This window comes from Actinomyces israelii (assembly GCF_030253495.1).
In the GTDB taxonomy this organism is placed as follows: domain Bacteria; phylum Actinomycetota; class Actinomycetes; order Actinomycetales; family Actinomycetaceae; genus Actinomyces; species Actinomyces israelii.
In genome coordinates this window covers 2,318,495-2,344,146 of sequence record NZ_CP124548.1, presented here as the reverse complement: position 1 = coordinate 2,344,146, position 25,652 = coordinate 2,318,495, and the positions used below count along the sequence as shown (strand labels likewise).

At 72.4% G+C, this 25,652-nt stretch carries 24 protein-coding genes and 1 pseudogene; 17 read left to right on the top strand and 8 right to left on the bottom strand.

Annotation, left to right across the window (positions count from 1 at the left end; all coding sequences use genetic code 11):
* Window positions 1-122 precede the first annotated feature (122 nt).
* The 4 genes from AIF0345_RS09705 (at window position 123) to AIF0345_RS09690 (ending at window position 6,086) form a co-directional block, all read left to right on the top strand.
* Window positions 123-3,089 carry a leucine--tRNA ligase gene (locus tag AIF0345_RS09705; RefSeq protein WP_285296027.1) on the top strand — a complete coding sequence of 989 codons (2,967 nt, stop codon included), beginning with the start codon at window positions 123-125 and terminating at the stop codon, window positions 3,087-3,089.
* 185 nt (window positions 3,090-3,274) lie between these two features.
* Window positions 3,275-3,868, top strand: coding sequence for a GNAT family N-acetyltransferase (locus AIF0345_RS09700; RefSeq protein ID WP_052374444.1), 594 nt, complete (start codon window positions 3,275-3,277; stop codon window positions 3,866-3,868).
* Window positions 3,869-3,969: 101 nt separating this feature from the next.
* Complete coding sequence (locus AIF0345_RS09695; protein WP_285296025.1) at window positions 3,970-4,584, top strand: hypothetical protein; 615 nt, start codon at window positions 3,970-3,972, stop codon at window positions 4,582-4,584.
* A 98-nt stretch (window positions 4,585-4,682) separates the two neighbouring features.
* The gene (locus AIF0345_RS09690; protein WP_043558290.1) at window positions 4,683-6,086 is read left to right on the top strand and encodes a sodium:proton antiporter; all 1,404 of its coding nucleotides are present in this window, start codon (window positions 4,683-4,685) and stop codon (window positions 6,084-6,086) included.
* 118 nt (window positions 6,087-6,204) lie between these two features.
* On the opposite strand, the gene AIF0345_RS09685 is transcribed toward AIF0345_RS09690, so the two are convergent.
* Window positions 6,205-8,001 (bottom strand): subtype A tannase, encoded by a 1,797-nt coding sequence (locus AIF0345_RS09685; protein WP_285296023.1) that lies wholly within the window; start codon window positions 7,999-8,001, stop codon window positions 6,205-6,207.
* 157 nt (window positions 8,002-8,158) lie between these two features.
* Window positions 8,159-9,202: a DUF3097 domain-containing protein gene (locus tag AIF0345_RS09680; RefSeq protein ID WP_285297924.1), complete on the bottom strand. Its 1,044-nt coding sequence runs from the start codon at window positions 9,200-9,202 to the stop codon at window positions 8,159-8,161.
* A gap of 158 nt (window positions 9,203-9,360) precedes the next feature.
* Between AIF0345_RS09680 and hrcA the strand changes: the two genes are divergently transcribed.
* Together hrcA and dnaJ are read left to right on the top strand one after the other, a co-directional pair.
* A complete protein-coding gene (hrcA, locus tag AIF0345_RS09675; RefSeq protein ID WP_043558282.1) occupies window positions 9,361-10,422 on the top strand; it encodes a heat-inducible transcriptional repressor HrcA in 1,062 nt (353 codons plus the stop codon).
* A gap of 117 nt (window positions 10,423-10,539) precedes the next feature.
* Window positions 10,540-11,667: a molecular chaperone DnaJ gene (dnaJ, locus tag AIF0345_RS09670; RefSeq protein ID WP_268917491.1), complete on the top strand. Its 1,128-nt coding sequence runs from the start codon at window positions 10,540-10,542 to the stop codon at window positions 11,665-11,667.
* Between the two features lie 158 nt (window positions 11,668-11,825).
* On the opposite strand, the pseudogene AIF0345_RS16695 reads toward dnaJ, so the two are convergent.
* From AIF0345_RS16695 to AIF0345_RS09660, 3 genes and pseudogenes are all read right to left on the bottom strand, one after another.
* Window positions 11,826-12,077 (bottom strand): annotated as a pseudogene (locus AIF0345_RS16695) (hypothetical protein); the annotation flags it as partial.
* A 5-nt stretch (window positions 12,078-12,082) separates the two neighbouring features.
* Window positions 12,083-12,343, bottom strand: coding sequence for a hypothetical protein (locus AIF0345_RS09665; RefSeq protein ID WP_285296020.1), 261 nt, complete (start codon window positions 12,341-12,343; stop codon window positions 12,083-12,085).
* Between the two features lie 48 nt (window positions 12,344-12,391).
* Window positions 12,392-13,219, bottom strand: a complete 828-nt coding sequence (locus AIF0345_RS09660) for a YggS family pyridoxal phosphate-dependent enzyme (protein ID WP_285296019.1) — start codon at window positions 13,217-13,219, stop codon at window positions 12,392-12,394.
* Between the two features lie 76 nt (window positions 13,220-13,295).
* On the opposite strand from AIF0345_RS09660, the gene AIF0345_RS09655 reads away from it, so the two are divergent.
* On the top strand, window positions 13,296-14,102 hold the full coding sequence (locus AIF0345_RS09655) for a 16S rRNA (uracil(1498)-N(3))-methyltransferase (RefSeq protein WP_043558268.1): 807 nt from the start codon (window positions 13,296-13,298) through the stop codon (window positions 14,100-14,102).
* Window positions 14,103-14,187: 85 nt separating this feature from the next.
* Here the strand turns inward: AIF0345_RS09655 and AIF0345_RS09650 are convergent, their stop codons facing one another.
* Window positions 14,188-14,793: an SMI1/KNR4 family protein gene (locus AIF0345_RS09650; RefSeq protein ID WP_285296018.1), complete on the bottom strand. Its 606-nt coding sequence runs from the start codon at window positions 14,791-14,793 to the stop codon at window positions 14,188-14,190.
* Window positions 14,794-14,887: 94 nt separating this feature from the next.
* Here AIF0345_RS09650 and AIF0345_RS09645 point away from each other — a divergent pair, with 94 nt between their 5' ends.
* The gene (locus AIF0345_RS09645) at window positions 14,888-15,625 is read left to right on the top strand and encodes a DUF4241 domain-containing protein (RefSeq protein ID WP_285296016.1); all 738 of its coding nucleotides are present in this window, start codon (window positions 14,888-14,890) and stop codon (window positions 15,623-15,625) included.
* A gap of 122 nt (window positions 15,626-15,747) precedes the next feature.
* Here the strand turns inward: AIF0345_RS09645 and AIF0345_RS09640 are convergent, their stop codons facing one another.
* Both AIF0345_RS09640 and AIF0345_RS09635 read right to left on the bottom strand, forming a co-directional pair.
* Window positions 15,748-16,086 (bottom strand): Imm51 family immunity protein, encoded by a 339-nt coding sequence (locus AIF0345_RS09640; protein WP_084682267.1) that lies wholly within the window; start codon window positions 16,084-16,086, stop codon window positions 15,748-15,750.
* A 730-nt stretch (window positions 16,087-16,816) separates the two neighbouring features.
* Complete coding sequence (locus tag AIF0345_RS09635) at window positions 16,817-17,752, bottom strand: CPBP family intramembrane glutamic endopeptidase (RefSeq protein ID WP_285296013.1); 936 nt, start codon at window positions 17,750-17,752, stop codon at window positions 16,817-16,819.
* Between the two features lie 192 nt (window positions 17,753-17,944).
* On the opposite strand from AIF0345_RS09635, the gene AIF0345_RS09630 reads away from it, so the two are divergent.
* The 9 genes from AIF0345_RS09630 (at window position 17,945) to AIF0345_RS09590 (ending at window position 25,652) form a co-directional block, all read left to right on the top strand.
* Window positions 17,945-18,508, top strand: a complete 564-nt coding sequence (locus AIF0345_RS09630) for an STM3941 family protein (protein ID WP_285296012.1) — start codon at window positions 17,945-17,947, stop codon at window positions 18,506-18,508.
* A gap of 61 nt (window positions 18,509-18,569) precedes the next feature.
* Window positions 18,570-19,172: a TetR/AcrR family transcriptional regulator gene (locus tag AIF0345_RS09625; RefSeq protein ID WP_285296010.1), complete on the top strand. Its 603-nt coding sequence runs from the start codon at window positions 18,570-18,572 to the stop codon at window positions 19,170-19,172.
* Between the two features lie 91 nt (window positions 19,173-19,263).
* On the top strand, window positions 19,264-20,022 hold the full coding sequence (locus AIF0345_RS09620; protein WP_285297923.1) for an ABC transporter ATP-binding protein: 759 nt from the start codon (window positions 19,264-19,266) through the stop codon (window positions 20,020-20,022).
* Window positions 20,019-20,765 (top strand): ABC transporter permease, encoded by a 747-nt coding sequence (locus AIF0345_RS09615; protein WP_268917499.1) that lies wholly within the window; start codon window positions 20,019-20,021, stop codon window positions 20,763-20,765. Before AIF0345_RS09620 ends, AIF0345_RS09615 begins: the two co-directional genes overlap by 4 nt.
* Before the next feature lie 88 nt (window positions 20,766-20,853).
* Entirely contained in the window at window positions 20,854-21,372 is a 519-nt protein-coding gene (locus tag AIF0345_RS09610; protein ID WP_285296009.1) for an HXXEE domain-containing protein, read from the top strand.
* Between the two features lie 346 nt (window positions 21,373-21,718).
* On the top strand, window positions 21,719-22,588 hold the full coding sequence (locus AIF0345_RS09605; protein WP_043558251.1) for an EamA family transporter: 870 nt from the start codon (window positions 21,719-21,721) through the stop codon (window positions 22,586-22,588).
* 153 nt (window positions 22,589-22,741) lie between these two features.
* Window positions 22,742-23,920: a PhoH family protein gene (locus AIF0345_RS09600; RefSeq protein WP_268917501.1), complete on the top strand. Its 1,179-nt coding sequence runs from the start codon at window positions 22,742-22,744 to the stop codon at window positions 23,918-23,920.
* Window positions 23,917-24,375, top strand: coding sequence for an rRNA maturation RNase YbeY (ybeY, locus tag AIF0345_RS09595; RefSeq protein ID WP_043558245.1), 459 nt, complete (start codon window positions 23,917-23,919; stop codon window positions 24,373-24,375). Before AIF0345_RS09600 ends, ybeY begins: the two co-directional genes overlap by 4 nt.
* Window positions 24,372-25,652, top strand: coding sequence for a hemolysin family protein (locus AIF0345_RS09590; RefSeq protein ID WP_043558242.1), 1,281 nt, complete (start codon window positions 24,372-24,374; stop codon window positions 25,650-25,652). Before ybeY ends, AIF0345_RS09590 begins: the two co-directional genes overlap by 4 nt.

The window sequence follows — 25,652 nt, the reverse complement described above, 5'->3', positions numbered from 1 at the left end:
CGGAGAAGCGGCGAGAACCAGCGATAGGCTGAGCGGCAGCCGGGCCGCCTCCGCCCTCTCCATGGCGGGGGCGGCGCACCCGCAGGCACCCAAGCACCACCACGGAAGAGAGCGCTCCTTCGATGACGGAGAACCAGACCCCCCAGGGCGAGTCCGCGACGCCGTTCCGCTACACGGCGGCCCTGGCCGAGACCATCGAGACCTCCTGGCAGGACCGCTGGGAGGCCGAGGGCGTCTTCCACTCCGACAACCCCGTGGGAGCGCTGGCGGGGCCGGACGCCGAGGAGGAGAAGTTCTTCCTGCTCGACATGTTCCCCTACCCCAGCGGCAAGGGCCTGCACGTGGGCCACCCCCTGGGCTACATCGCCACCGACGTCGTGGCCCGCTTCACCCGCATGACCGGGCGCAACGTCCTGTACACCATGGGCTACGACGCCTTCGGCCTGCCCGCCGAGCAGTACGCCGTCGCCACCGGCCAGCACCCGCGCGTCTCCACCGAGGCCAATATCGCCACCATGCGCCGCCAGCTGCGGCGCCTGGGCCTGTCCCACGACCCGCGCCGCTCCATCCAGACCATCGACCCGGACTACGTGCGGTGGACCCAGTGGATCTTCCTGAAGATCTTCGGCTCCTGGTTCGACCCCGCCGCCCCGCGCCGCGACGGGCGCGGCACGGGGGCGGCCCGGCCCATTGACGAGCTGCGCGACAAGCTCGCCTCCGGCGAGGTCGCCGTCCCCGGCGGCCGCGACTGGGCCTCCCTGGGCGAGGCCGAGCGGGCCGACGTCGTCGACTCCTTCCGCCTGGCCTACGTGTCCGACGCGCCGGTCAACTGGTGCCCGGGCCTGGGCACGGTGCTGGCCAACGAGGAGGTCACCGCCGAGGGCCGCTCCGAGAGGGGCAACTACCCGGTCTTCAAGCGCAACCTGCGCCAGTGGATGATGCGCATCACCGCCTACGCCGACCGCCTGGCCGAGGACCTGGACACGGTCGACTGGCCCGAGAAGGTCAAGCTCATGCAGCGCAACTGGATCGGCCGCTCCGAGGGCGCGGAGGTCACCTTCGCCGTCGAGGGCGCCCGGGAGGCCGGCTGCGCCGTGGCGGACCTGAGCGTGTACACCACGCGCCCTGACACGCTCTTCGGCGCGACCTTCATGGTGGTGGCCCCCGAGCACCCGCTGCTGGGCGGGCGGCTCGGCGCCCCGGTCGACGACGACGCGGCCGCCCTGACCGTCCCCGCCGCCTGGCCCGAGGGCGCCCGCGAGGCGTGGACGGGCGGCCGCGCCACGCCCGCCGGGGCCGTGGCCGCCTACCGCGCCCGGGCCGCGGCGGCCACCGAGGCCGAGCGCACCGCCGAGGACCGCGCCAAGACCGGCGTGTTCACGGGCCTGTTCGGCATCAATCCGGTCAACGGGCGGCGGGTGCCGATCTTCGTGGCCGACTACGTCCTCATGGGCTACGGCACCGGCGCCATTATGGCGGTGCCCGCTCACGACGAGCGCGACTGGGCCTTCGCCCGGAAGTACGACCTCGACATCGTCCAGACGATCGGCCCCGCGGACGACCCCCGCGGCGTGGACCTGTCCAGGGGCGCCTACACGGGTGACGGCGTCGCCGTGGACTGCGCCAACGACGAGATCAGCCTGGACGGGAAGTCCAAGGGCGAGGCCACGGCCGCCATGACCGCCTGGCTGGAGTCCAAGGGCGCCGGACGCGCCGCGGTCACCTACCGCCTGCGCGACTGGCTCTTCAGCCGCCAGCGCTACTGGGGCGAGCCCTTCCCCGTCGTGTGGGACGAGGCCGGCGGCGTCCACGCGCTGCCGGAGTCCATGCTGCCGGTCGAGCTGCCGGAGGTCACGGACTACTCGCCGCGCTCCTACGACCCCGACGACGCCGCCTCCAGCCCCGAGCCGCCCCTGGGCGGGGCCGCCGACTGGGTGGAGGTCGAGCTCGACCTGGGGGAGGGCCTCAAGACGTACCGCCGCGAGACCAACACGATGCCCAACTGGGCGGGCTCGTGCTGGTACGAGCTGCGCTACATCGACCCCGCCGACCGGGACGCCCTGGTCGATCCGGTCAACGAGGCCTACTGGATGGGGCCGCGCCCCGAGAACGGCAACACCTCCGGCGGCACCGACCTGTACGTGGGCGGCGTGGAGCACGCGGTCCTGCACCTGCTGTACTCCCGGTTCTGGCACAAGGTCCTGTTCGACCTGGGCGTGGTGTCCTCCTCCGAGCCCTACCACCGCCTGTTCAACCAGGGCTACATCCAGGCCTACGCCTACAAGGACGAGCGCGGCCAGTACGTGCCCGCCGAGGAGGTCGAGGAGGGGCCGGACGACGCCGGCGGCGAGCCGACCTTCACCTGGCGGGGGCGCGGCGTCCGGCGCGAGTACGGCAAGATGGGCAAGTCCCTGAAGAACATCGTCACCCCCGACGACATGTACTCCGCCTATGGCGCGGACACCTTCCGCGTCTACGAGATGAGCATGGGGCCGCTCGACCAGGATCGCCCCTGGGACACCCGCGCCGTGGCCGGGGCCCAGCGCTTCCTGCAGCGCCTGTGGCGCAACGTGGTCGATGAGGCCACCGGTGAGGTCACGGTGGTGGACGACCCGGCCGACCGTGCCACGGCCCGCCTGGTGGCCCGCACGGTCGTGGGCGTGCGCGGCGACTACGAGGCCATGCGCCTCAACACCGCCATCGCCAAGCTCATCGTGCTGAACAACCACCTGACGGGACTGGCGCGGGTGCCGCGCGAGGCCGTCGAGGCCCTCACCCTCATGACGGCGCCGGTCGCCCCGCACATCGCCGAGGAGATCTGGGCGCGCCTGGGCCACGAGCGCTCGCTCGCCCATGAGGCCTTCCCCGCGGTCGAGGACGAGTCCCTGCTGGCCGCCGAGGCCGTCACCTGCGTGGTCCAGGTCAAGGGCAAGGTCCGCGACCGGCTGGAGGTCGTCCCGGACATCTCCGGGGCGGAGCTGGAGAGGCTCGCCCTGGCGGCCCCCGGCGTCGTGCGCGCCCTGAACGGGCGCGGCGTGCGCAAGGTGATCGTCAAGGCGCCGAAGCTGGTCAGCGTCGTCCCGGAGTGAACAGCGCCCGCCGCGGCATACAATCGAAGTGATGTAATTCACACTTGTCTGTCGGTCGGTATGGCGCTGACCTTGGGAGACGGAGACGAGCTCCCGGGCTCAATCGCCCGGGAGCAGGACGACGCCCCGGCTGTCCTGGCTCGGTGATCCCGGAGCAGGGCCGCGCGCCCCGGTAGCGTGAGCCCATGGACGTTCGGCGCGCCGGGCCGGCGCAGGTCCCGGCCATTCGGACCGTGCTGGCACGCGCCTTGGCCGGAGACCCGCTCTTCGCCTGGTTCTTCCCCCGCGGACGCGAGCCCGAGGAGCGGCGCCTGAGCCGGATCGCGCTCTACCTCGCGCCCCAGATCGACTGGATGGTCGCAGCCTCGACCGCTCATGTCGCGCTCACGGGCGGCGACGTCGTCGGCGCCGCCCTGTGGCTGGATCCCGACCTGACCCGTCCGGACACGCTGCCCGCCATGGACGACCTTGCCGAGATCCTCATGGACGGGCCGACGGCTCGGGCCTCCCGCAGCGGAATGCGCGCCGCACGGGACGGCGCTCCCCGGGTCGAGGGGGACTATCTGGCCATGCTCGCGGTCGTGCCCGACATGCAGGGCCGTGGGGTGGGATCCCGGCTCCTGGCGCCCGCGCTCGGCAGAGGCCCGGGGACCCGCTGGCTGGAGACGACGAATCCGCGCAATATCCCCTTCTACGAGCGCGCCGGCTTCCGCGTGATCCACGATGCGCAGATCAACGACTCCGGGGTGCGCCTGATCAGGATGGCCGGCGAGTTCTGAACGGCTGCGCCGGTTGTGAGGGCCTGCCGGTATCGGGTGGACCGCAGCGCTATCGGCGTTTGACATTGAGATGAGTCCCCCTATGACTCAGTATGAGCCCCATGGCCACCGACATTCCAGGCAACCCGCAGTTCGACGACGGTTCGCAGCAGCCCGGTGGCGGCTACGGTCAGCAGCCGGGCTACGGTCAGCAGCCGGGTGCCGGTGGCGGGATGCCGCCGTACCCCGGCGCCGTCTACGGAGTCCCCGGCGATGGCGCTTACGGCACCGCGCCGGGCGGTCCGGCGCGCCTGCCACTGTCGATCGGCGGCGCCCTGTCCTGGGCGTGGGACGCCGTCAAGACGGACCCGGTCGTGCTGCTGGCGGGTTTCGGCATCTGGACGGTCCTGCGGGGAGCCGGCGCGCACTTCGAGTACACGGTGAATGGCGAGGAGCACGGCTATGGCTTCACCTGGGGCACGCCCGTCGGCATTATCGCCAATCTGCTAGCCCCGATTGTCGTGGCTCATGTCTGCCTGGTCGTCGCCTCGGGCAGGCGCGCCGCCTTCGCGGACTTCGTGACCTTCCCGAATTTCGGTCAGGCTCTCCTGACCTCCTTCCTGAGCGCGTTGGCCACCATCATCGGGTGGGTCGTGACTGTCCCCCTGGTGTTCTTGATGAGCGGCTACGCCTATCTGCGCATCCAGGGCCGAGATGCGGCGCGCTGGGCCCGTTGAGCCCTGAGCGCACCGGTGCCGGCCGGACGACCCGGGCGGCGCAGCGCCGGCCGACGTAAGGTGAGTGGGCACAGCGCCCCCGACATGAGGAGTTCACCGTGCATCTGCAGTGGTGGTCCGTTCTGCCCTTCGCCATGATGCTCGCCAGCATCGCGGTGCTTCCGCTCGTGCCCGCCACGACGCACTGGTGGGAGAGGCGCTCCAGCCAGCTCACCATCGCCCTGGTGCTCGGCCTGCCCGTGGCCGCATGGATGTGGATCGCCGGGGGCTGGGAGATCGTGTTCGCCGCCGCCGTCGAGTACGGGCAGTTCATCGCCCTGCTCCTGGCCCTGTTCATCGTCTCCGGCGGAATCTTCCTCAAGGGCGACATCGAGGCCACCCCGCGCAACAACACGATGTTCCTGGCCATCGGCGCTGTCCTGGCCAGCTTCGTGGGGACCACCGGGGCGGCCATGCTGCTGATCCGCCCGCTGCTCAACACCAACGCCGAGCGCCGCTACCGGGTCCACACGGTGCTGTTCACGATCTTCGTCGTCGCCAACTGCGGCGGCCTACTCACGCCCCTGGGCGACCCTCCCCTCTTCCTCGGGTTCCTGCGAGGCGTACCCTTCACCTGGACCTTCCACCTGCTGCCCGAGTGGCTGTTCGTCAACGCGATGCTGCTGGCCGGCTACTTCGCCCTGGACACCTACTACCACGCGCAGGAGCCCGCCGCCTCCGTCCGCCTGGACCGCACCGCGATCGAGCCGCTGGGCCTGCGCGGCGCCACCAACTTCATCTGGTTCCTCGTCATCATCCTGGCCGTGGCCTTCGTCCCCTCCGTCGACGCAGAGGCCATCGAGGCCGGGCACGCCACCGCCATGGACTGGGTGCCGCTGCGCGAGATCATTATGCTCGCGGCGGCCGGAGCCTCCTACGCCCTGGGCGACAAGCGGGCGCGCTTCGAGGACAATCAGTTCGAGTGGGGGCCGATCGCCGAGGTCGCCACCCTGTTCATCGGCATCTTCCTGACCATGATCCCGGCCTTGCACTACCTCGACGACGTTGCCGGCTCTCTGCCCCTGAACCGGATCACGTTCTTCGTCTTCACCGGGGGCCTGTCCTCCGTGCTGGACAACGCCCCGACCTACGTGACCTTCTTCGAGATGGCCGGGCGGGTGGCCCACCCCGGCGGCGCCACGATTGCCGGAGTGCCCGAGGCCTACCTCGTGTCGATCTCGTTGGGCGCGGTGCTGTGCGGGGCGATCACCTACATCGGCAACGGCCCGAACTTCATGGTCAAGTCGGTGGCCGACTCCCGGGGCGTCGAGATGCCCTCCTTCGGCGGGTACGTGGTGCGGGCCCTGACCCATCTCGTGCCGGTCCTGGCGGTGATGGTGTGCCTGTTCATCGCCGAGCCCGTGTGGGTCAAGGCGATCGGCGGGCTCGGGGCGGTGGCGCTGCTGGCCAACGACGTGCGTCTGGCCCTCGCCGGGCGGCGCCTGGCGCTCGTCGACAGCTGAGGCGCCTGCCGGGGCGAAGGGGGGCGCCGGCGCCTCGGGGCGTGATCGCGGCGTTCGTCCCGGAGCTGGACATGCCGGGCCCGGGGTGGAAGCCGGTTCCCCTTCACCTCGTCCCGCCTCAGCCGGCCGCGGCCTCGCCCAGCCAGGCGATGAAGCTGGCCTCGCCCGAGCCGGTGACCTCCGCCATGGTGTGGCCCCGCCCCCACACCGTCGCGAAGTCGACGTCGTGCCCGGCGGCGGCAAGGGCGAGCGCCAGGTTGACCTCGACGGTGCTGGCCGTGTCGCCCTGCTGGATGCCGGTGCGGATGCGCCAGCTGGGGGCCACGGTCGAGCTTCCGGCGCCCGCGCCGGAGCCCAGGAAGTGCATGGGGTTGTACATCTGCTCGCGGGTCAGCACATCGACGCCGAGACCGTCGGCCGTGGTGAAGTCCGAGTCGTAGGAGGCCGAGCCGTAGTCCGACGACCATCCCGTCAGGGACGCGTACCCCGACTCCTTGGCGGCCAGGACGTCGCGCGAGACCCGCGAGAAGTGCCGGGTCTCCTGCCCGACGCCGAGCACCGTGTTCTCGGTCTGCCCGCGGTCGACGCCGTCCAGGGCGCCCACGTCCTTGCTCGGGCTCTTCTGGCTGGTCACGAAGTCCGCCAGCCCGGTGATCGTCGCCGTCTTCGTCGTCGAGTCGTAGGCGACCCACTGGGTGCCGGCGTTGAGCGAGGCGATGTAGTCCTCGACGGTGGCGTAGGTCGTGGCGTCGGCCGACTGCGACGAGCCGGGGCCCTGGCCGCCCGAGGGCCCGCCGCCGCTGGGCGGGGCTCCGCCGTCGGGGCCGCCCGGCGCCCCGCCGCCCATGCCGGCCATCTGGGTCGCGTCGGGCGTGTAGGGGAACTCGGTGGCCGCGAGGAAGGCGTTGAGGGAGTCGGTGACGACTCCGACGAGGTGGTCGTAGTAGCTGCCCTTGAGGTAGACGCCGGTTCCGGAGGCCTCCAGGCTCAGTGCGGTTCCCGCGGCGTCGGTCAGGCCCATGGTGTTGACGTGCCCGGCGTAGGCGGCGGCCAGGTCCTTGGAGTAGGCCTCGGTCCAGGTGCCCGGGGCTCGAGCGCCCTCGGAGGAGAACTGGCCCATGTTCCACTCGTAGGCGGCGTTGGCCTCGTTCAGGCTGGTGATGGGGCACCAGCACATGGCGCCGGCGATCGCGTCGGACAGGGGCCCGCCGTCGGCGCCCGCCGTCGCCGCCCCGAGGGCCTCCAGGTAGGGCGTGTACAGCGCGGAGTCGCCCGAGGCGCCCATGACGGCGGACTGGGCGCCGCCCCCGGAGTGCCCGAAGACGAAGACCCGTTCCACGTCCCCCGGCAGGCCGGCGGCGTTGTACCGCAGGTAGCGCACCGCGGCCTTGAGGTCCACAACGCCCCACGGCGCGTTGCCCGCCGCGGCGTCGGTCGTCGAGTCCCTGCCGCGCAGCCCGGCGTGGACGTAGACGATGCCCGCCCGCATATAGGCCGAGACGGTGTCGTAGGAGTAGTCGGTCAGGGGCTTCTGGGCCGCGTAGCCGGGAGTGTTGACCGGCATGACGACAGGAGCCGTCGTCGCCGTCCAGCTGCCGACCGAGCCGTCGGAGACCGACGCGGTGAAGGTGCCGTCCCCGTTGTCGACGGCCGACAAGTAGGCGCCCGGGACGAAGATGCCGAGCGTCTCGTGGGCCGTGTCCTGCGGCGCCGTCACGTAGCTCAGGCCGAGCTGGTAGTAGACGTCGTTGTCGGCGTCGTGGCTCCAGGCGGCGGTGTCGAGCACGAGCGAGGCGGGCGCCGGTCCGGCCGATGAATGCGGGTCCGACGCGGTGCCGGAGGAGCAGGCGGCCAGCGGCCCGAGGGCCGCGGCCAGGGGGGCGGCGCGCAGGAGAAGACGGCGTGACACGAGCATGATCGATCCTTTCCGCGAGCCGGGTGGTTCTCGGATGCGAGAAGCGTCGCGCGGCTCCACATGGGCTGCCGATGAGGTTCTTGTGCATCTCCTGTGAAAGTGAACCGATCTCGGCAAGAGGGGGCGGCCGGCTGTGTGCCGGGCTCGGGGCGGGGCGTCAGCGGGTACCCGGCGCGGTGACGAAGTCGATGAGCTCCTCCATGCGCCCCAGCAGGTTCGGCTCGAGGTCCTTGTAGGTGCGCACCGTCGCCAGGATCCGCTGCCAGCCGCGGGCCACGTCCGCCTGGGTGGCGTGCGGCCAGCCGAGCGTCTCGAGGGTGCCGCGCTTGATGTCGGTTCCCCGCGGCACCCGGGGCCACGCCTTCAGCCCCACGCGCTCGGGCTTGACCGCCTGCCACACGTCCACGTACGGGTGGCCCAGCACCAGCACGTTCTCGCCGCCGGGCATGGCCCGCACGCGCTGGGCGATCCGCGACTCCTTGGACCCGGCCACGAGGTGGTCCACGAGCACGCCGGCGCGCCGCTCAGGGCCGGGGCCGAAGCCGGCCATGACCTCCTGGAGGTTGTCCACGCCGTCGAGCATGAGGACGACGACGCCCTCGTGGCGCAGGTCGTCTCCCCACACCTTCTCGACCAGCTCGGCGTCGTGCCTGCCCTCCACCCAGATGCGCGAGGCCCGGGCCACTCTCGCCCTGTCGCCCTCCACGGCGTATGAACCCGACGCCGTGAGCCTGCGCCCGCCGGCGCTGACCGGCCCCCGGGGGGCCCGGGGGCGCGGTCGCGGCGGATCGAGGATCACGGGGCGCCCCTCCAGCCAGAAGCCGCCGCCCAGGGGGAAGCCGCGGCGCACGCCCCTGCGGTCCTCCAGGACGACGACGTGGCGTCCCCCGGACCTCTCCACGGACACCGCCGCCCCCACGAACCCGCTCTCCCGGTCCTCCAGGACCATGCCGCGCTCGACGGCCACGTGCGCCGACTCGGGGCGCGTCGCGTGCGGCCCCACCCGGTGCGGGTCGGCGGCCAGCACGTCGCCCCCGTAGCGGTCCGTGCTCGACGGCCGCGAGGGCCCCGAGGGCGGAGTGGCGGGCTCCGCGGCCGCCGGGAGCCGCTTCCCGGCCCGTCCGGCGGCGGCCGCCTGGGCGCGCAGGGCCTTGCGGCGCTCGACGGTCGAGCCGGGGGCGGGGCGGGAGCGGTAGGGCATTGCGTTCACCCTGGGCACGGTAGGGGAACCTCACGCCAACGGGGCGACTGACCCGCCGGGCCCCGGCGTAGGATGGCACTCACACCCCGTGAGTGCTAACCAGCCGGTCACCAGCACCTACCAGCACCGCGGCCGCCGACGAGGAAAGGAGCACGACCATGGCCGACGACCGCCGCCTGAGGGTCCTCTCCGCCATCGTCACCGACTACGTGCGCACCCGTGAGCCCGTCGGCTCGCGGGCCCTGGCCGAGCGCTACCGGCTCGGCGTCTCCCCGGCCACGATCCGCAACGACATGGCCGCCCTGGAGGACGAGGGCTACATCCACCAGCCGCACACGAGCGCTGGACGCGTCCCCACCGAGAAGGGCTACCGGCTCTTCGTCGACGAGGTCGCCCGCGTCAAGCCCCTGTCCGGACCCGAGCGCCGCGCCATCACCGCCCTGCTGTCGGGCGCCGTCGACCTGGAGCAGGTCGTGGCCCGCACCGTGCGGGCGCTCGCCCAGCTCACCGGCCAGCTCGCCGTCGTGGAGTACCCCAGCCTGCGGCGCACCGCCCTGCGCCACCTCGAGCTCGTCGCCCTGGGGCCCACGCGCGTGCTGCTGGTTATCATCACCGATACCGGGCGCGTCGAGCAGCGCACGGTCTCCGTGCCCGCCGGGCGCCTGGTCGACCCGCTGGTCCTGGAGTCCCTGCGCACCCGCGTCAACGCCGCCCTGGCGGGCCGCATCGCCGCCGACGTCGTCCCCATCCTGACCTCGCTGGCCGAGCGTGCGCCCGAGGAGGAGCGGCTCCTGCTCACCGCCGTGGCCGACGAGCTCATCGAGGCGCTGCGTCCCGACGGCGAGGAGCGCATTGTCGTGGCCGGGACCGCCAACCTGGCCCGCTCCACCCTCGACTTCTCCTCGCTCGGCCCGCTGCTGGACGCCGTCGAGGAGCAGGTGGTGCTGCTGCGCCTGTTCGCCGAGGACGCCGCCTCGGGGCTGTCGCGCCCGCGGGCGAATGCAGGCATGCGGGTGTCCATCGGCAGCGAGAACCACGACGACGCCCTGGCCGAGGCCTCGGTCGTGACCGCCTCCTACGGGGCGGGGGACGGGGAGGTCGTCGCGCACCTGGGCGTCATCGGCCCCACCCGCATGGACTACCCGGCCGCCATGGCGGCAGTGCGGGCCGTGGCCCGCTACCTGTCCCGGTTCCTGACCGACAACGACGACTCTGCATGACAGCCCCATGAGACGCGTCCCAGAGCGCTGCCCGTACCTTCCTCCGGCCGCGGCCCCCGCCCCGGCCGGAGACCGTCCGGCACCTGTTCCACCACCGACCAGAGAGCACGACCAAGCGTGAGCGACTACTACAAGGTTCTCGGCGTGAGCCGTCAGGCCACCACCGACGAGATCAAGCGCGCCTACAAGAAGAAGGCCCGCAAGCTGCACCCCGATGTGGCCGGCCCCGGCCACGAGGACGAGTTCAAGGCCGTCAACGCCGCCTACGAGGTCCTCTCGGACTCCGACAAGCGCCAGATGTACGACCTCGGCGGAGAGGACGCCGTGCACGGGGGCGGCGGCTTCGGGCCGGGCGGCTTCACCGCCTCGGACCTGGGCGGCTTCGGGGACTTCCTCCAGCAGGCCTTCTTCGGCGGCGGAGCCTCGCGCGGCCCGGCCTCCCGGGCGCGCCGGGGCCAGGACTCCCTCGTGGCCCTCGAGGTGGACCTGGCCGATATCGCCTTCGGGGCGACCAAGACCCTGGCCGTCAACACCTACGTCACCTGCGAGACCTGCGGCGGCACGTGCTGCGCCGAGGGCACCGGGCCCGTGACCTGCCCGGAGTGCAACGGGCGGGGCTCCGTCCAGCGCGTGCAGCGCTCCTTCCTGGGCGATGTCGTGACCTCCTCGCCGTGCCCGCGCTGCCAGGGCTTCGGCACCGTCATCGCCTCCCCGTGCCGCGACTGCGACGGCGAGGGCCGCAGGCGCGTGCGCACCACCATCGACGTCAACGTCCCGGCCGGGGTGTCCACGGGCACCCGCATCCGCATGTCCGGGCGCGGGGAGGCCGGTCCGGCCGGCGGGCCCAACGGCGACCTGTACGTCGAGATCCACGAGACGCGCGACGAGGCCCTCTCGCGCAGCGGCGACGACCTGTACACCGAGCTGCGCGTGCCCATGACCGCGGCGGCGCTGGGGGCGAGCTTCCCGCTGTCCACCCTGGACGGCGAGCGCACCGTGTCGGTCAAGCCCGGCACCCAGAACGGGGACGAGGTGGTCCTCTCGGGCCTGGGCGTCGGGCGTCTGCGGCGCTCCGGCCGCGGCGACCTGCACGTGCAGATCGTCGTGGAGACGCCCACCAGGCTCGACGACCGCCAGCGTCGGCTGCTCGCCGAGCTCGCCTCCCTGCGCGGCGAGGACGGATACGCGCCCGCCCGCGACGAGACCCTGCTGGGCAAGCTCAAGGGCAAGTCCAGGCGCCGCTGAGGGCGGGGAGGGGCGCAGGCCTCCCCGCGCCCCGGTCGGCACCCTCGCCCGGGGAGCAGGCCCCGGGGAGCCGCGGTCGCGGCGCTCAGCCGGCCAGGGCCGCGCTGTCGCTCGGGGGCGCTCAGGCAGGTGCTCAGCGCGGCGTTGCCGAAGCCGGCCGCGCTCAGCCGGGCCAGCAGCCGGATGTCGCCGACCTCCGCAGCGACCACGGGGACCAGGTGCTGATCCGCCATGAGCCGGTCGAAGACCCCGCGGAGCCGGGTTCCGCGGCGCAGCGCGACCCAGGCGCGCCTGTCGACCTCGGCCGGTGCGACGGGCCCGGGCGGCAGCGCCGGGCCGGTGAGGCAGAAGGCCTCCTCGCAGACCGTCACCGACTCGAGCGCAGGGTCCGAGGGGCGGGCGGTGTCCACGATCGTCAGGTCGAGGCGGCCGCCGCGGCCGCCCCCGCGAGCCTGGCGCTCATGGCCGCCTTCGGCGTCGCCGCGGTCTCGGCGAGCACGGCGGCGACGCTCACCACGACGGCGGTCCCGGGCGTCCCGCCCGGCCGCGTCGGCGCCGTCATGACCTCCGCCCGGCAGCTCGGCACCAGCGTCGGGACCTGCGTCGTGGGCGCCCTGCTGGCGGCTCCCGTCGGCTCTTCCGGCAGGGTCCGCGGGCTCGTGATGGGAGCGGCCACAGTCGCACTGGGCGTCGTGCCCGTGAAGTCGTCTGGGCCGGACGGCCCTCAGGCCCCCGGAGCCGCCTCCGCGGCACCGCCCTCGGGCCAGTAGTGGGAGTCGGGGGTCGGGCGCGGCCCGAAGATCGCCTGGCCGACGCGCACGCAGGTCGAGCCGCCCTCGATGGCGAGCTCGAAGTCCCCGCTCATGCCCATGGACAGCTGCCCGTCGCCGATAGTGCCGGCCTGGAGCCCGGCGTCGCGCAGGTCGCGCATGGTCCGGAAGCACTCGCGTATGCGCGCCCGGTCCCCGGTGTGGGCGGCCAGCGTCATGAGCCCGCGCACCCGCAGCGAGGAGAAGGCGGGCAGCGCCTGAAGGAAGGCGGGCACATCGGCGGGCTCGAGGCCGAACTTGGAGGCCTCGCCCGAGGAGTTGACCTGCACGTAGACGTCCAGGCCCCGCCCCGCCGCCTGCAGGCGCCGGTCGAGGGTCTCGGCCACGCGCAGGGAGTCCAGGGCCTGGAACTCGTCGGCGAAGGCCGCCACGTCCTTCGCCTTGTTGGTCTGCAGGTGCCCGATGACGGCCCAGTGGATGCCCAGGTCCGCCAGGGCCGCGGCCTTGCGCCTGGCCTCCTGGACCTTGTTCTCGCCCATCTGGGTGATGCCGGCGGCGTGGGCGACGCGCAGCCGCTCCTCGGGGACGGTCTTGGACACCGGCAGCAGGCGGATCTCGGCGGCGTCGCGCCCGGCGCGCTCGGCGGCGGAGGCGAGCCGGGCGCGCACGGCCGCCAGGTTGCGGCGGAAGTCCTCCACGGTGACGGCGGTGGTGAACCCGGGTGCGGGCTCGGACGGCGCGGGGGAGGGCGCCCGGTCGGGAAGCGGCTGCGGCTCGGTCATGCCCTCGACGCTAGCACCGGCGCGCCGGCGGCTGTGCCGGTTCCTGCGGGTCTCGCGGCGACCGTAGGCTGACCGGGTGAGCGCCCCCGTCTTCATCCTGACCCCCGACACGCTTGAGCCCGCCGGCGGCGCGGACGCGGCCCGCCCCGGCGAGACGCTGACCCTGACCGGCCCCGAGGCCCGCCACGCCGTGACGGTGCGACGGCTGCGGGCAGGGGAGCGGGTGGACCTGGTCGACGGCGCCGGGCTGCGGCTGGTGTGCGAGGCGGCGTCCGCGGTTGGCGAGGGCGGGCACAGGGATCGCCTGGCGGTAAGGGTGATCGAGCGCATTGCCGAGACGCCGCCGCCACTGCGCCTGACCCTGGTGCAGGCCCTGGCCAAGGGGGGCCGCGACGAGCAGGCCGTCCAGACCGCCACCGGGGTCGGGGTCGAGACGGTAGTGCCCTGGCAGGCCGAGCGGTGCGTGTCGGTGTGGAGGGGCCCGAAGGCCGCCAAGGGGCGGGCCCGGTGGCAGGCGACCGCCCGCGAGGCCGCCAAGCAGGCCCGCCGCGCCCGTGTGCCGCAGGTGGGGGAGCCGCGCTCCACGCGCGCTCTCACCCGATGGGTGCGCGAGACGACGCTGGCCGGGGGAGCGGTGCTCGTCCTCCACGAGGCGGCGACGACGCCCATCGGCGGGGCGGGCCTGCCCGAGCCGGGCGCGGGCGGACGGCCGGTGGCGGCCGTCGTCGTCGGCCCTGAGGGCGGCATCAGCGAGGCGGAGACGACGGCGCTCCGGGACGCCGGCGCGGTCGCGGTGCGGCTGGGCCCGCACATTCTGCGCACCGCCTCAGCCGGGCCGCTCGCCCTCGCGGTCCTGGCGCAGCGCGCCGGCCTGTGGGGCTGACAGCCGTCGGCCTCGGCGTGGCGGGCGGCACACTCGCCGACGGCGAGGGCGGCGCGGGCTGCGCCGGGGCGGCCGCTGGCGTCCGTCAGGAGGCCTCAAGGGCCTCGGCGGTAAGCAGTCCCCTGATGAAGGTCGCGAAGTCGGGGGCGAGCACGGTTGCGCGGTAGTCGCGCTCCTGGTCGACGTGGACCACGCGCGGCTCGCCCCGGGGGCCGCACTCGGAGTAGTCGAGCATAACGACGTCGTGGCCCGCGCTGGGGCAGGCGCCGAACACGACGCCGATCTGCGGGTACCCCCACTGCTCGATCATGAAGCGCGAGCCGCTCTCCCCGGCGAGAGAGTCCTCCAGGGACATCCCGATCGGGGCGATCCGGGAGACGGCGACGTGGTCCTCGGCCCAGGAGGTCGGCGCCTCGACGGGGAAGCAGCCGCGTCGCAGGCCGCCGCCGTTGTGCAGGCGGCACAGCTCGACGTAGGCGTCGGGCAGGCGGTAGCCGAGGACCTCCTCCACCTCGGCGACGAGCTCGTCGGAAGGGGCCGGCTCGGGCCGCGTCTGTGCGTCGCGCACGTCGTCGGACCACAGGCCGTCGAGGTCCTCGGCGGTGAAGGAGCCGGTGCGGCGCCGCACGGACGGCGGCGCGGCGCCGTCGGCCGTGGGCGGGACTCCGGCGGGCGGGTGCGGCATTGGCATGCAGGACCTTTCGGGACGGCGGCGCGTGCCGTCAGCATAGGCGCCGAGACCGTTTCGCCGCATGCGTCTGCGCGCCCTGTCTAGGATGACGCGCATGAGTGATATCGACACCAACAACGGCGCCAATGAGGGCGACTTCTTCGCCCTTGTCTCCGGGCCGGTCCCCAGTCCCTTCGCTGCGGAGGACGCCGACTCCTTTCCCCCGGACACGGTGGGCCTGACAGTTGTCGACCTCGGGGTGCTGCACGCGCCCTCGGGGCGCATTGAGGCCTGCGACCCCTTCTGCTGCTTGGGGGACGGCCCGGTCTTCGACGTCGAGCCCGGCGACTACCCTGTCGGGGTCACGATTGCTGACGTCTCCAAGGAGCAGGACGGCTCCCATGAGCGCGAGGCGTACCTGTCCCTCGTGCTGGGTGATGGCGAGCCGGTCGCCGTGGAGGAGGCGCAGGTGGCCTCTGGGCCGGACTGGGGCGTGGGCGTCGACTCGGGCACAGTCGCCTTCGTCGATCACGAGGCCGTCCCCGCCGCCATGCCCGCGAAGGAGGACGGCGCCGACTGGTACGACGACATCTTCGACTCCGGGGAGCCCGGGTCCTGGTTCAGCCTCATGGACTCCTCCGAGCACTACCGGGCGGGGGCAGCCAATATCGTCATGCCGCTGGCTGGGGACGGAGAGAACGTCGTCCTGTCGCACTCGGGCTGGGGCGACGGCGCCTACCCGGTCCTGCTCACCCGCGACGCCGAGGGCGCTCCCGTGGGACTGCACATCGACCTCGGCGTGGTCGGCGTGTTCGCCGGGGACGATGACGAGGACGACGAGGACGAGCGCTGAGCCTGGCGCCGGGGCCGAGCCCCGCACAGAGACGCTGGAGATGCTCAGAGATGCCCATGGACCACGGGCCCTGACTCTTCCCAGGTTCCAGCGGGAGCGGACGGCGCCCGTCCCCGCCGGTCTCAGTCGTCGAAGTCGAACCCTTCGGCGTCGGCCTCCGTCACCAGGGCGGTGATGGCCCGCGAGTCGGTGAGGTAGGGGGTGAGGGCCTGGGCGAGCCGCTCCATGGCGGGGCGCGGCCCGCGGGCGCAGAACATGCCGCCCTCGGGATCGGCGTCCGGCTCGTCGAGCTCGCCCTTCTCGACGAGCCTGCGCACGACCCCCTCCCAGAAGTACCCGTTGGGCTCATGACCGAGGGACTCGACGACGCCGGCCGTGACGGGCTCGGCGGCGTAGAAGAAGCAGGAGGTGATCCCGTCCTCGAAGTCGAGCAGGCGGATGAAGTCGGGCGTGGTCGTCATGGCGGCCTTTCGGATCGGTGGTGAGATGCAGGCCCTCCCGGGCGCGGGGGAGGACGTTGGCGCGCTCACGGTACCGGCCGCGCCCGGCTTTCCGCGAATGCGCCGACGGGGCGCTGTCCCCGGCCCGGGGCCGGCTCTCGGCGCTCTCATCATCTTCACAGGCTGAGCGGGGGCGGATGTCCAGGTCCAGCAGGTTGCATAGTGCGTGCCGCCGGACGGAGAGGGTCACGAGGGTTGGGGAACCCGGTGACCGGCCCTCCTCCGAGATGGCCCGGGGTCTAAGGGAGCCCGGGGTCGATCGCTCTGGCGAAGGAGGGGGCTCCCCCGACTGGGAACACGGGAGCGGAGCCCCTCGACGACAAGGGCCCGCGGGCCGGGAGAGACAACCCGGCACCGCGGGCCATGTCACTCTCATCTTCCCGCGTTCCCCGCGTCGAAGCCGACGATATCGTTTGCTGTAACTGATATCGGAGGAGAGGGCTACGGCCGGCGTTGCCGTCCGTCGTCTTACGGGCTCTCCCGTCGCTGCTGCCGCCCGCTCACGGCGCTGTGCTCTGGCCACCCGCGGTGTCGACGACTTCGAGGCGGCAGGGGCTGAGACTTCTGAGACTCTTAGTCCACTAGTCCACGGCGGGCCGGTGACAAGTAGTCCCCGGGCGCGCCCGGGCCCGCAGGCCGCGCTCGATGGCGAGCTCGGGCGGGACGCTCTGCGCGCCGGTGCGCGGACGCGTCAGCTCTCGGCGGCCTTCCCCCTCGGCGCCACATTGACGCGCCCGGTGCTCAGCAGCGCTATTGCCACGATGGCGAAGAGAAGAACCCCGGGCAGCCCCGCAATGCTCGATGTGACCGTGCGCCAGGTGTGCCCCGGGGCAAGCAGATTCATGGGGAAGAGCGCGCAGGCGTTGAGTGTTCCGTGCGTGATCGCCGCGGGCAGGATGCTCCCCGATCTCGTCCGCAGCCAGGCCAGCAGCGTGCCGAGTCCCATGCAGAAGAGAGTGAACAATCCGATGCCTGCGACCGCCGGGATCTGGGACGCGTACTCATAGCCCATGACGATCAGCGGCGCGTGCCACAGGCCCCACACCGCACCCGTGAGCGCCACGGCCCGCCACGGCCCCAGCGGGGCCAGTGCGCCGAGGAGCCACCCGCGCCATCCCGTCTCCTCGCCGAGGGCCAGGGCGGCATTGATCGTGCACCCGCCGACGACGGTCTGGACAGCCAGGGCCGGCAGGAGGACTCCTGCCGGCGGCAACGGCCTTTCCGGGGCCTTCGCCGACGTCTGCGCCATGAGGCCGTCCATTGACCAGTCGACCTCCAGCCACCCCGCCATAATCGCCACCGTCAGGCAGACCGCAGTCGCGACCAGGACCACGGCCACCCCTATGAGCGCCGAAGTCAGCACGCGGCCCCAGCCGTCCCTGCTCGACGAGTCGCGCCGCAGAGCCACGGCTCGCGGCCAGGGCCGGCCGGTGACGAAGCGGCAGACGACCCATGAGGCCAGCGCGGGGGAGAACATGCGGACGGACATGAGGGCCTGCGCCAGGGGCGTCCCCAGGCCGCCTGTTGCTGCGCAGGCCGCGTCCAGCACGAAGGCGGCCCCCATCGCCACCATGACGAACAGGCCGACCGCTCGCCATTGCACGGTGCCAGGGGCGGTCGCATCCATGGGCGGAGTACCTCCAGTCGGGGCCGGGCCATCGTCGTCCACCATAGTCCCGACAGGGTCCCGTGGTCCCGCTGCCGCTCTGCGCTGGCGCTGCCAGAGGCGCCCCGTCCCCTGGGCTCCGGGGCCCTTCAGAATGTGTTCGATCCCACCATCCTGTGGTGGGGTGGTCCCAGGGTGGGGGAGAATGCGGGCATGTCGAGTCTTCCTGCTCTTCGTCTACCCCGCAAGAAGGGGCGCGCAGTCTTCCAGGTCGTCGGGTCTGCCTGCTTCGTGATCGCCGGCATCGTTCTGCTCATCATGGGCCTGACGTCCCAGTCCACCGGCCTCAGGTCCCTTGAGCTCACGGTCATAGGAGTCGTGGCGATCCTCGTCTTCGGCTTCTTCGGGTTCCTGGGCGCGCGCATGCTGACTCGTCCGGCCCTGGTCGTCGACGACCGCGGCATCTGGGACAACACCTCGGGTCTGTCGGTCGGCCTCATCCCGTGGGAGCAGACTTTGGGCTTCCAGCCGGTCAGAGTGGCGCTCAATGACCTTGTTGCGGTTCTCTGGGCCGATGAGCAGTGGGCCTGGGACCATATGAAGCCGACGGCTCGTCGGATGAATCGGCTCAACCACGGCATGGGCACGCCCGTCGGCCCGATCAGTGCGGACATGCTCAAGGTGACGGGCCCGCAGCTCGCCCTCATGCTGCTGGAGCAGCGTCGCCGGCGCCGCCCGGAGCTGTCCGAGGCGCCCGGCATGCCCCCAACGGCCTGATAATGCGGGCGATCCCAGCAGCTGGCTCTTCTGCTGCTCTCCTCGGACCAGGAGGTGCGGCATGACTCCGCGCGGACGCCGGCCCGCCGGCAGCCCGGACGCGCGCGAGGCGATCCTTGCGGTGGCCCGCACCGCCTTCGCCCGCGACGGGTACTCCACGTCCCTGCGCGGGATCGCCCGCGACGCCGGCGTCGACCCCGCCCTGGTGCACCACTACTTCCCCGGGCGCGCCCAGCTCTTCACCGCCGCGATCCTGGCGAGTCCGGAGGGTCAGGAGCTGGACGCGGCCGCGCTGATCGACGGCGTGCGCAACCTTCCCGACTCCAAGCAGGGCGAGGCCCTGGTCAGGCTGTTCGTCATCCAGTGGGACGACCTGGGAGGGGAGCGCTTCGCCGCGGTCGTCCGTGCCGCGCTGGGGGACGAGGCGATCATGGCCCGGATCCGTGCCATGCTCCTGGCCGGCCTGGTGACCCCGGTGGTGGCGCGTGCGGCGCCCGACCAGGCGGACCTGCGCGCTCAGCTGGTCGTGAGCCAGCTGGTCGGCCTCGGAGTCGCACGATGGGTGGCGCGGCTGGAAGCCGTGCGCACTGCGGACGCGGAGGTGCTGGCCGCCGCCGTCGGCCCGACCGTCCAGCGCTACATGACCGGCGACCTGGCCGGCTGAGTGATCTTCCGCGATGGCCTTGAACGTGGCGACGCCCGCGCCCTATATTCATCACATGATGAAAAACGTGAGCGGCTCCCCGCTCTCCATCATGTCGTCGTCGGCCGATCGCGGCCCCGCCTCCCCGGCAGACCCGGCGGTCCGTGTCTGCGACCTGCGTGTGAGGCGCAGCGGCAGCGAGATCCTGCACGGGCTGGCCTTCGCCCTGCCCACCGGCACCATCACCGGCCTGCTCGGCCCCTCCGGCTGCGGCAAGACCACCCTCATGCGCGTGCTCGTCGGCGTCCAGCGCTACGACGGCGAGGCCGCCGTTCTCGGCGCCGAGCCCGGTGCCCCGGCGGTGCGGGACCGCATCGGCTACGTCACCCAGGAGGCCGCCGTCTACAAGGACCTCACCGCCCGGCAGAACCTGCGCTACTTCGCCTCGCTGGCCGGCTCCCGCGCCCGAGACATCGACGAGGTCCTGGAGACGGTGGGACTCGCGTCCCTCGCCGATCGTGCGGTCGGCACCTACTCGGGCGGCGAGGCCAACCGGGTGTCGCTGGCCTGCGCCCTGGTGGCCGGGCCCGAGCTCCTCGTCCTCGACGAGCCCACCGTCGGCCTGGACCCCCTGACCCGCGAGGACCTGTGGGCCACCTTCCACGCCCTGGCCTCCCAGGGCGCCACGCTCCTGGTCTCCAGCCACGTCATGGACGAGGCCTTCCGCTGCGACTGCGTCCTGCTCATGAGGGACGGGAACCTGCTCGACACGACCACCGCCTCCGCGCTCCTGGAGCGCACCGGGGCCGAGACCCTCGACGAGGCCTTCCTCACCGTCATCCGCGAGTCCGAGAAGGAGGGCGCCCGATGAACGCCCGCACCTACGCCGCCACCGTCCGCCGCGTGCTGGCACAGCTGGTCGCCGACCGGCGGACCCTCGCCCTGATCATGGCCGTGCCCACCGCCCTGCTCACCCTGCTGTACTTCGTCTACTACGACTACCCCGGCGCCGGCGCGCTGTTCAACCGCATTGCCGTGTCCATGATGGCGGTCCTCCCCATGATCGTCATGTTCCTCGTCACCAGCGTCACCATGCTGCGCGAGCGCGGCTCCGGCACCCTGGAGCGCCTGTGGACCACGCCCCTGCACCGCGCGGACCTCCTCCTCGGCTACGCCACCGCCTTCACCGTCACCGTCGTGGGGCAGTCCCTCATCCTGTGCGCGGTGGCCGCCTGGTTCCTCGACGTCGAGATCGCCGCCTCCTGGGCCTGGGTCATTCTGACCGCCCTTATTGACGGCTTCCTGGGGGTGGCCATGGGCCTGTTCGTCTCGGCCTTCGCCCGCACCGAGTTCCAGGCCGTCCAGTTCATGCCTGTGGTCGTCGGCCCGCAGATCTTCCTGTGCGGGCTGCTCGTCGCCCGAGACCAGCTGCCCCGCGTCCTGGAGCTGTGCAGCAACGTCCTGCCCATGAGCTGGGCCGTCGACGCCGTGGGCGAGCTGGCCGCCAACGAGACGCCGACGGCGGACTTCTCCGCGGACCTGGCCCTTCTGGCGGCCGCCGGGCTCGCGGTCCTCGCCGTAGCGGCCCTTACCGTGCCGCGCAGAGCCCGCTGAGGCCGGGCCCCTGCCCGGCGTGGTACCGTGGCCATCGGCTCCGCCGCGAGTCGGCATCCTGCGGCGGCGCCGGGGCAGGGGGGGCGCGATGGGTGTTGGCGGATTCGCGTTTGTCACGATCGTGCTGTTCATGGTGCACGAGTTCGACGAGATCGTCTTCATCCGCCGATATATCGACAAGCACTCGGGCGACGACCGCTACAGGTCGGAGATGTTCGTCGCGGGAGCGCACCGCTATCCGTCCACCGAGCTCATATCGGCGATGATCTGCGAGGAGCTCATCGTCTCGAGCCTCATCCTGCTGGCCGGGACTCTTCTGGGCTCGATCGAGGTGGTGGCGGCCACGTTCATCGCCTACGCGCTGCATCTGCTCGCCCATATCCGCGAGGCGCTCGTCTTCCCCGGGTGGGCGCCGGGCAGCCGGACCGCCGTGTTGACGTCTCCGCTGGTCATCGTGGTGCTGGGCGCCATGCTCATGATGTTCACCGTCAGCTGGCCGCTGCTGGCGGTCCTCACGATCGTGATCGGCGCGGGGCTGCTTGCGAACCTGAACCTCATGTACAGGCTGACGGGCAGGGTCGATGCGGCGATCACAAGCGCAGCGTGAGGCTCCCAGGGCCGCCGAGGCCTCCTGAGCTCGAGCCCCGGGTTCGATCCCGGAACCCCCGCCCATGGAGGGCAGGCGGTGTCTCGTGCTCTGGGACGCCACAGCGAGGGGGTCGGGCTGTGTGTTGGGTGCTGCCGGGGCCGGTCTCCAGGAGATCATGGAGAACCGGCTGGGAGGCCACCCGGCGGCCGTCCGACCCCGCGAACCGGTCTTGAGCCGGAAGTGAACCGATCTCGACGCGGAATACGACCGAATACGACCGATCTCGGCGAACATGGGCGGCCTCCCAGGCGCCTCGATCTGACACCCCTGGTCGCGGTGGCCCCTCACGACTACCGTCGCATCCGTGTGGCTCCTGTTCGCCTGCGCCTCCGCCCTGTTCGCCGGGCTGACCGCCGTCCTGGCCAAGCAGGGCGTGCGCACCACCGACTCCACCCTCGCCACCGCCCTGCGCACGCCCGTCGTCCTCGTCGGCGCCTGGGGCATGACCCTGCTCAGCGGCTCGATCCGCGAGCTCGGGCAGGTCGACGCCCGCAGCCTCGCCTACCTGGTTCTGTCGGGCCTGGCCACCGGCGCCTCCTGGCTGTGCTACTTCAAGGCGCTCCAGCTCGGGGACGTCAGCAGGGTCGCCCCCGTCGACAAGATGAGCACGGTCCTCACGGTGATCATGGCCGTGCTGCTCCTGGGGGAGGGCCTGAGCGCCCTCGGCGCCGTCGGGCTGGTCCTGGTCACCATCGGCACGCTCCTCATGCTGCGCGCCGAGGACCTGCGCGCCCTGCCGCGGGCGCTGGCCGGAGGCGGCGGGTGGCTGCTGTACGCGCTCGGTGCCGCCCTGTTCGCGGCCCTCACCGCGATCCTCGGCAAGATCGGTATCGCCGCGGTGCCCTCCGACCTCGGCACCGCCATCCGCACAGGAGTCGTCCTGGTCATGGCCTGGGCCATGGTCGGCGTCGCCGGACGGCTCGGGAGCGCCACCCGCGTGCCGCGCGGCGAGATGACCTGGATCCTGCTGTCGGGCCTGGCCACCTGCGCCTCCTGGCTGTGCTACTTCCGCGCCCTCCAGGACGGGCCCGCCAGCGTCGTCGTCCCCATCGACAAGCTCAGCGTCCTGGTCTCCGTGGCCTTCTCGGTCCTCGTCCTGCGCGAGCACGTGGGCGTCCGGGCGCTGCTCGGCCTGGCCGTCCTCGTGGCGGGAACAGTCGCCCTCGCCCTCTGAACAGGGCGGGCCGCAGGACCCCGGCGCCCTGCGGGTGCCTCGAACCGGTCTCGAGCCGGAAGTGAACCGATCTCGGCGCGGGTCTCCACCGATCTCGGCGAAAGGGAGCCGCGGGCCCGGACGCCCGGAATCAATCATCTAGGATCAAGGGCAATGACGAGCATGCCGATCAGTTCACCAGCCGCACCGCCGGCGATCACCTCCGCCGGCCCCGCGGCCTCCGGGCCCGCGCGCTCACCCGGTGCGCACGACGACGTCACGCGCAGCCTCGTCCTGCCCGCTGGGCTCGCCCCTGTGGCCCTTCTCGGCGTCCGCGACGAGGTCCTGCGCGCCGTTGAGAAGGGCTTCCCGGACGTCGACCTCTACGTGCGCGGCAGCACCATCACCGCGACCGGCGAGCAGTCCCGCGTCGACGTCGTCGTCCTGCTCCTGTCCGAGCTCATCGACGTCGCCCGCGCGGACACGCCCCTGACCGCGGACGCCGTCGAGCGCGCCATCGGCCTGCTGGAGACCGCCGCGTGCCCCGCCGAGGTCCTGGCCGACGACGTCCTGACCGCCCACGGCCGCACCATCCGCCCCAAGTCGCTCGGCCAGAAGGCCTACACCGACGCCATCGAGGAATCCACCATCACCTTCGGCATCGGCCCCGCCGGAACCGGCAAGACCTACCTGGCCATGGCCAAGGCCGTGGACGCGCTGACCCGCAAGCGGGTCTCCCGCATCATCCTCACCCGCCCCGCCGTCGAGGCGGGTGAGAACCTCGGCTTCCTGCCCGGAAGCCTGACCGACAAGATCGACCCCTACCTGCGGCCCCTCTACGACGCCCTGCACGACATGCTCGCCCCCGAGGCCCTGCCCCGCCTCATGGCGGCCGGCACCATCGAGGTGGCGCCCCTGGCCTACATGCGCGGGCGCACGCTCAGCGACGCCTTCGTCATCCTCGACGAGGCCCAGAACACCAGCCCCGAGCAGATGAAGATGTTCCTCACCCGTCTCGGCTTCGGCTCGCGCATGGTCGTCACCGGCGATGTCTCCCAGATCGACCTGCCCGGCGGGCGCGAGTCCGGCCTGCTCGTCGTGCGCCGGATCCTCGACGGCGTGGACGGCATCGCCTTCTGCGAGCTGGGGGCCGACGACGTCGTGCGGCACCGGCTCGTGGGCCGCATCGTCGAGGCCTACGCCCGCTACGAGGCGCGGGCCGCCGGGGACGCCGAGGCCGTTGGATCCACCGGGCCGACGGCGCCCGCCGCCCGCGCCGACGGCCACAACCACGGGCGCGGAAGCCGCCGCGGCCGCACGCCCTCAGAATTCCGCGGGAGGAACCGCCTGTGAGCACCGAGGTCCTCAACGAGACCCAGACCGTCATCGACGGCACCGAGTTCGCCGCGCTGGCCGACCACGTCCTGCGCGCCCTGCACGTCAACCCGCTGGCCGAGCTGAACATCCTGTTCGTGGACCCCGAGCCCATGGCAGAGCTGCACATGCGCTGGCTCGAGCTGCCCGGCCCCACCGACGTCATGAGCTTCCCCATGGACGAGCTGCGTCCCGGCACCGTGGACAACGAGACGCCGGCCGGGACCCTGGGCGACATCGTGCTGTGCCCGCAGGTCGCCGCCAAGCAGGCCATCGAGGCGGGCCACTCCGCCGTCGAGGAGATGCTCCTGCTGACCACCCACGGGATCCTCCACCTCCTGGGCTACGACCACGCCGAGCCGCAGGAGAAGAAGGAGATGTTCGACCTGCAGCGCACCCTGCTCCTGACCTTCCTCGCGGAGCGGGGACAGTGACCGGCACGCCCGTCGCCCTCCTGGTCGTCCTGGCCGTCGTCGTCCTCGTCTTCGGCGCCCTGCTGTCCGCCGGGGAGGCGGCCCTGACGCGCATGACCCGCGCCGCCGCAGAGGACCTCGTCGAGGACGGGCGCCGCGGGGCGGGCAGGGTCCTGGCCCTGGCCGAGAGGCGCGGCCAGGTGCTCGGCTCCGTCGCCCCCATCCGCGTCGCCGTCGACATGCTCGCCGCCGTCCTGCTGACCCTGGCCGTCTCCGGCCTGCTGAGCCGGTGGTGGCAGGTGCTGGTGGTCGCCGTCGTGCTCAATATCGTCCTGCTCGGCCTGGTCGTCGGCTTCTCGCCGCGCTCGGTGGGGCGCCGCAACCCCGACGGCACCCTTCTCATCCTGGCCGGGGCGCTGCTCAAGGTCGACGCCCTGGGCGCCCCGTGGCGCTGGATCGAGTCCCACTACGGTCGCTCGTCCGCCCTGACCGACGCCGAGGCGCGCGCCGAGGTCACTGAGGACCTGCGCGAGATGATCGACGAGATCGGCGAGGCCGAGACCATTGAGGACGAGGACCGCGAGATGATGCGCAGCGTCGTCGAGCTCGGCCAGACCCTCGTGCGCGAGGTCATGGTGCCCCGCCCCGACATGGTGACGATCGACGCCGACAAGACGGCCTCCGCGGCAATGCGCCTGTTCGTGCGCTCCGGCTACTCGCGCGTGCCCGTGGTGGGGGAGGACGCCGACGACGTGCGTGGCATCCTCTACCTCAAGGACGTCCTGCGGCGCCTGTCCGACCACCCCGAGCACGAGATGCGCCCCGTGTCCTCCTTCACCCGCGAGGCCCTCTGGATCCCCGAGACCAAGCTCGCCGACGACCTGCTGCGCGAGATGCAGACCGACCACGTCCACATGGTCCTGGCCGTCGACGAGTACGGGGGCACGGCCGGGCTGGTCACCATGGAGGACCTCCTGGAGGAGGTCGTCGGCGATCTCACCGACGAGCACGACCACGCCGAGCCCGAGGTCGAGGACCTGGGGCAGGGGCGCTACCGCGTGCCCGTGCGCCTGGGCCTGGACGCGCTCGGCGAGCTGTTCGACCTGGAGATCGATGACGACGACGTCGACACCGCGGGCGGCCTGCTCACCAAGGCCATCGGCCGCGTCCCCCTGCCCGGCGCCCGCGGCAGCGCCCAGGGCGTCGACCTGGTCGCCGAGGAGGCCGTCGGCAGGCGCCGCCAGGTCGCCACCCTCATCGCCAGCCGCACCCCCGAGCCCGCCGACCACCACGAGTGA

Bases quoted from the DNA above. Each gene is read 5' to 3' on its own strand.
- AIF0345_RS09625 (WP_285296010.1), top strand. From the start codon at position 18,570: ATGACTCCGCGCGGACGCCGGCCCGCCGGCAGCCCGGACGCGCGCGAG.
- AIF0345_RS09600 (WP_268917501.1), top strand. From the start codon at position 22,742: ATGACGAGCATGCCGATCAGTTCACCAGCCGCACCGCCGGCGATCACC.
- AIF0345_RS09610 (WP_285296009.1), top strand. From the start codon at position 20,854: ATGGGTGTTGGCGGATTCGCGTTTGTCACGATCGTGCTGTTCATGGTG.
- AIF0345_RS09650 (WP_285296018.1), bottom strand. From the start codon at position 14,793: ATGCCAATGCCGCACCCGCCCGCCGGAGTCCCGCCCACGGCCGACGGC.
- AIF0345_RS09615 (WP_268917499.1), top strand. From the start codon at position 20,019: ATGAACGCCCGCACCTACGCCGCCACCGTCCGCCGCGTGCTGGCACAG.
- AIF0345_RS09685 (WP_285296023.1), bottom strand. From the start codon at position 8,001: ATGCTCGTGTCACGCCGTCTTCTCCTGCGCGCCGCCCCCCTGGCCGCG.
- AIF0345_RS09635 (WP_285296013.1), bottom strand. From the start codon at position 17,752: ATGGATGCGACCGCCCCTGGCACCGTGCAATGGCGAGCGGTCGGCCTG.
- AIF0345_RS09640 (WP_084682267.1), bottom strand. From the start codon at position 16,086: ATGACGACCACGCCCGACTTCATCCGCCTGCTCGACTTCGAGGACGGG.
- AIF0345_RS09700 (WP_052374444.1), top strand. From the start codon at position 3,275: ATGGACGTTCGGCGCGCCGGGCCGGCGCAGGTCCCGGCCATTCGGACC.
- AIF0345_RS09630 (WP_285296012.1), top strand. From the start codon at position 17,945: ATGTCGAGTCTTCCTGCTCTTCGTCTACCCCGCAAGAAGGGGCGCGCA.
- AIF0345_RS09660 (WP_285296019.1), bottom strand. From the start codon at position 13,219: ATGACCGAGCCGCAGCCGCTTCCCGACCGGGCGCCCTCCCCCGCGCCG.
- AIF0345_RS09705 (WP_285296027.1), top strand. From the start codon at position 123: ATGACGGAGAACCAGACCCCCCAGGGCGAGTCCGCGACGCCGTTCCGC.
- AIF0345_RS09680 (WP_285297924.1), bottom strand. From the start codon at position 9,202: ATGCCCTACCGCTCCCGCCCCGCCCCCGGCTCGACCGTCGAGCGCCGC.
- AIF0345_RS09620 (WP_285297923.1), top strand. From the start codon at position 19,264: ATGTCGTCGTCGGCCGATCGCGGCCCCGCCTCCCCGGCAGACCCGGCG.
- AIF0345_RS09695 (WP_285296025.1), top strand. From the start codon at position 3,970: ATGGCCACCGACATTCCAGGCAACCCGCAGTTCGACGACGGTTCGCAG.
- hrcA (WP_043558282.1), top strand. From the start codon at position 9,361: ATGGCCGACGACCGCCGCCTGAGGGTCCTCTCCGCCATCGTCACCGAC.
- AIF0345_RS09645 (WP_285296016.1), top strand. From the start codon at position 14,888: ATGAGTGATATCGACACCAACAACGGCGCCAATGAGGGCGACTTCTTC.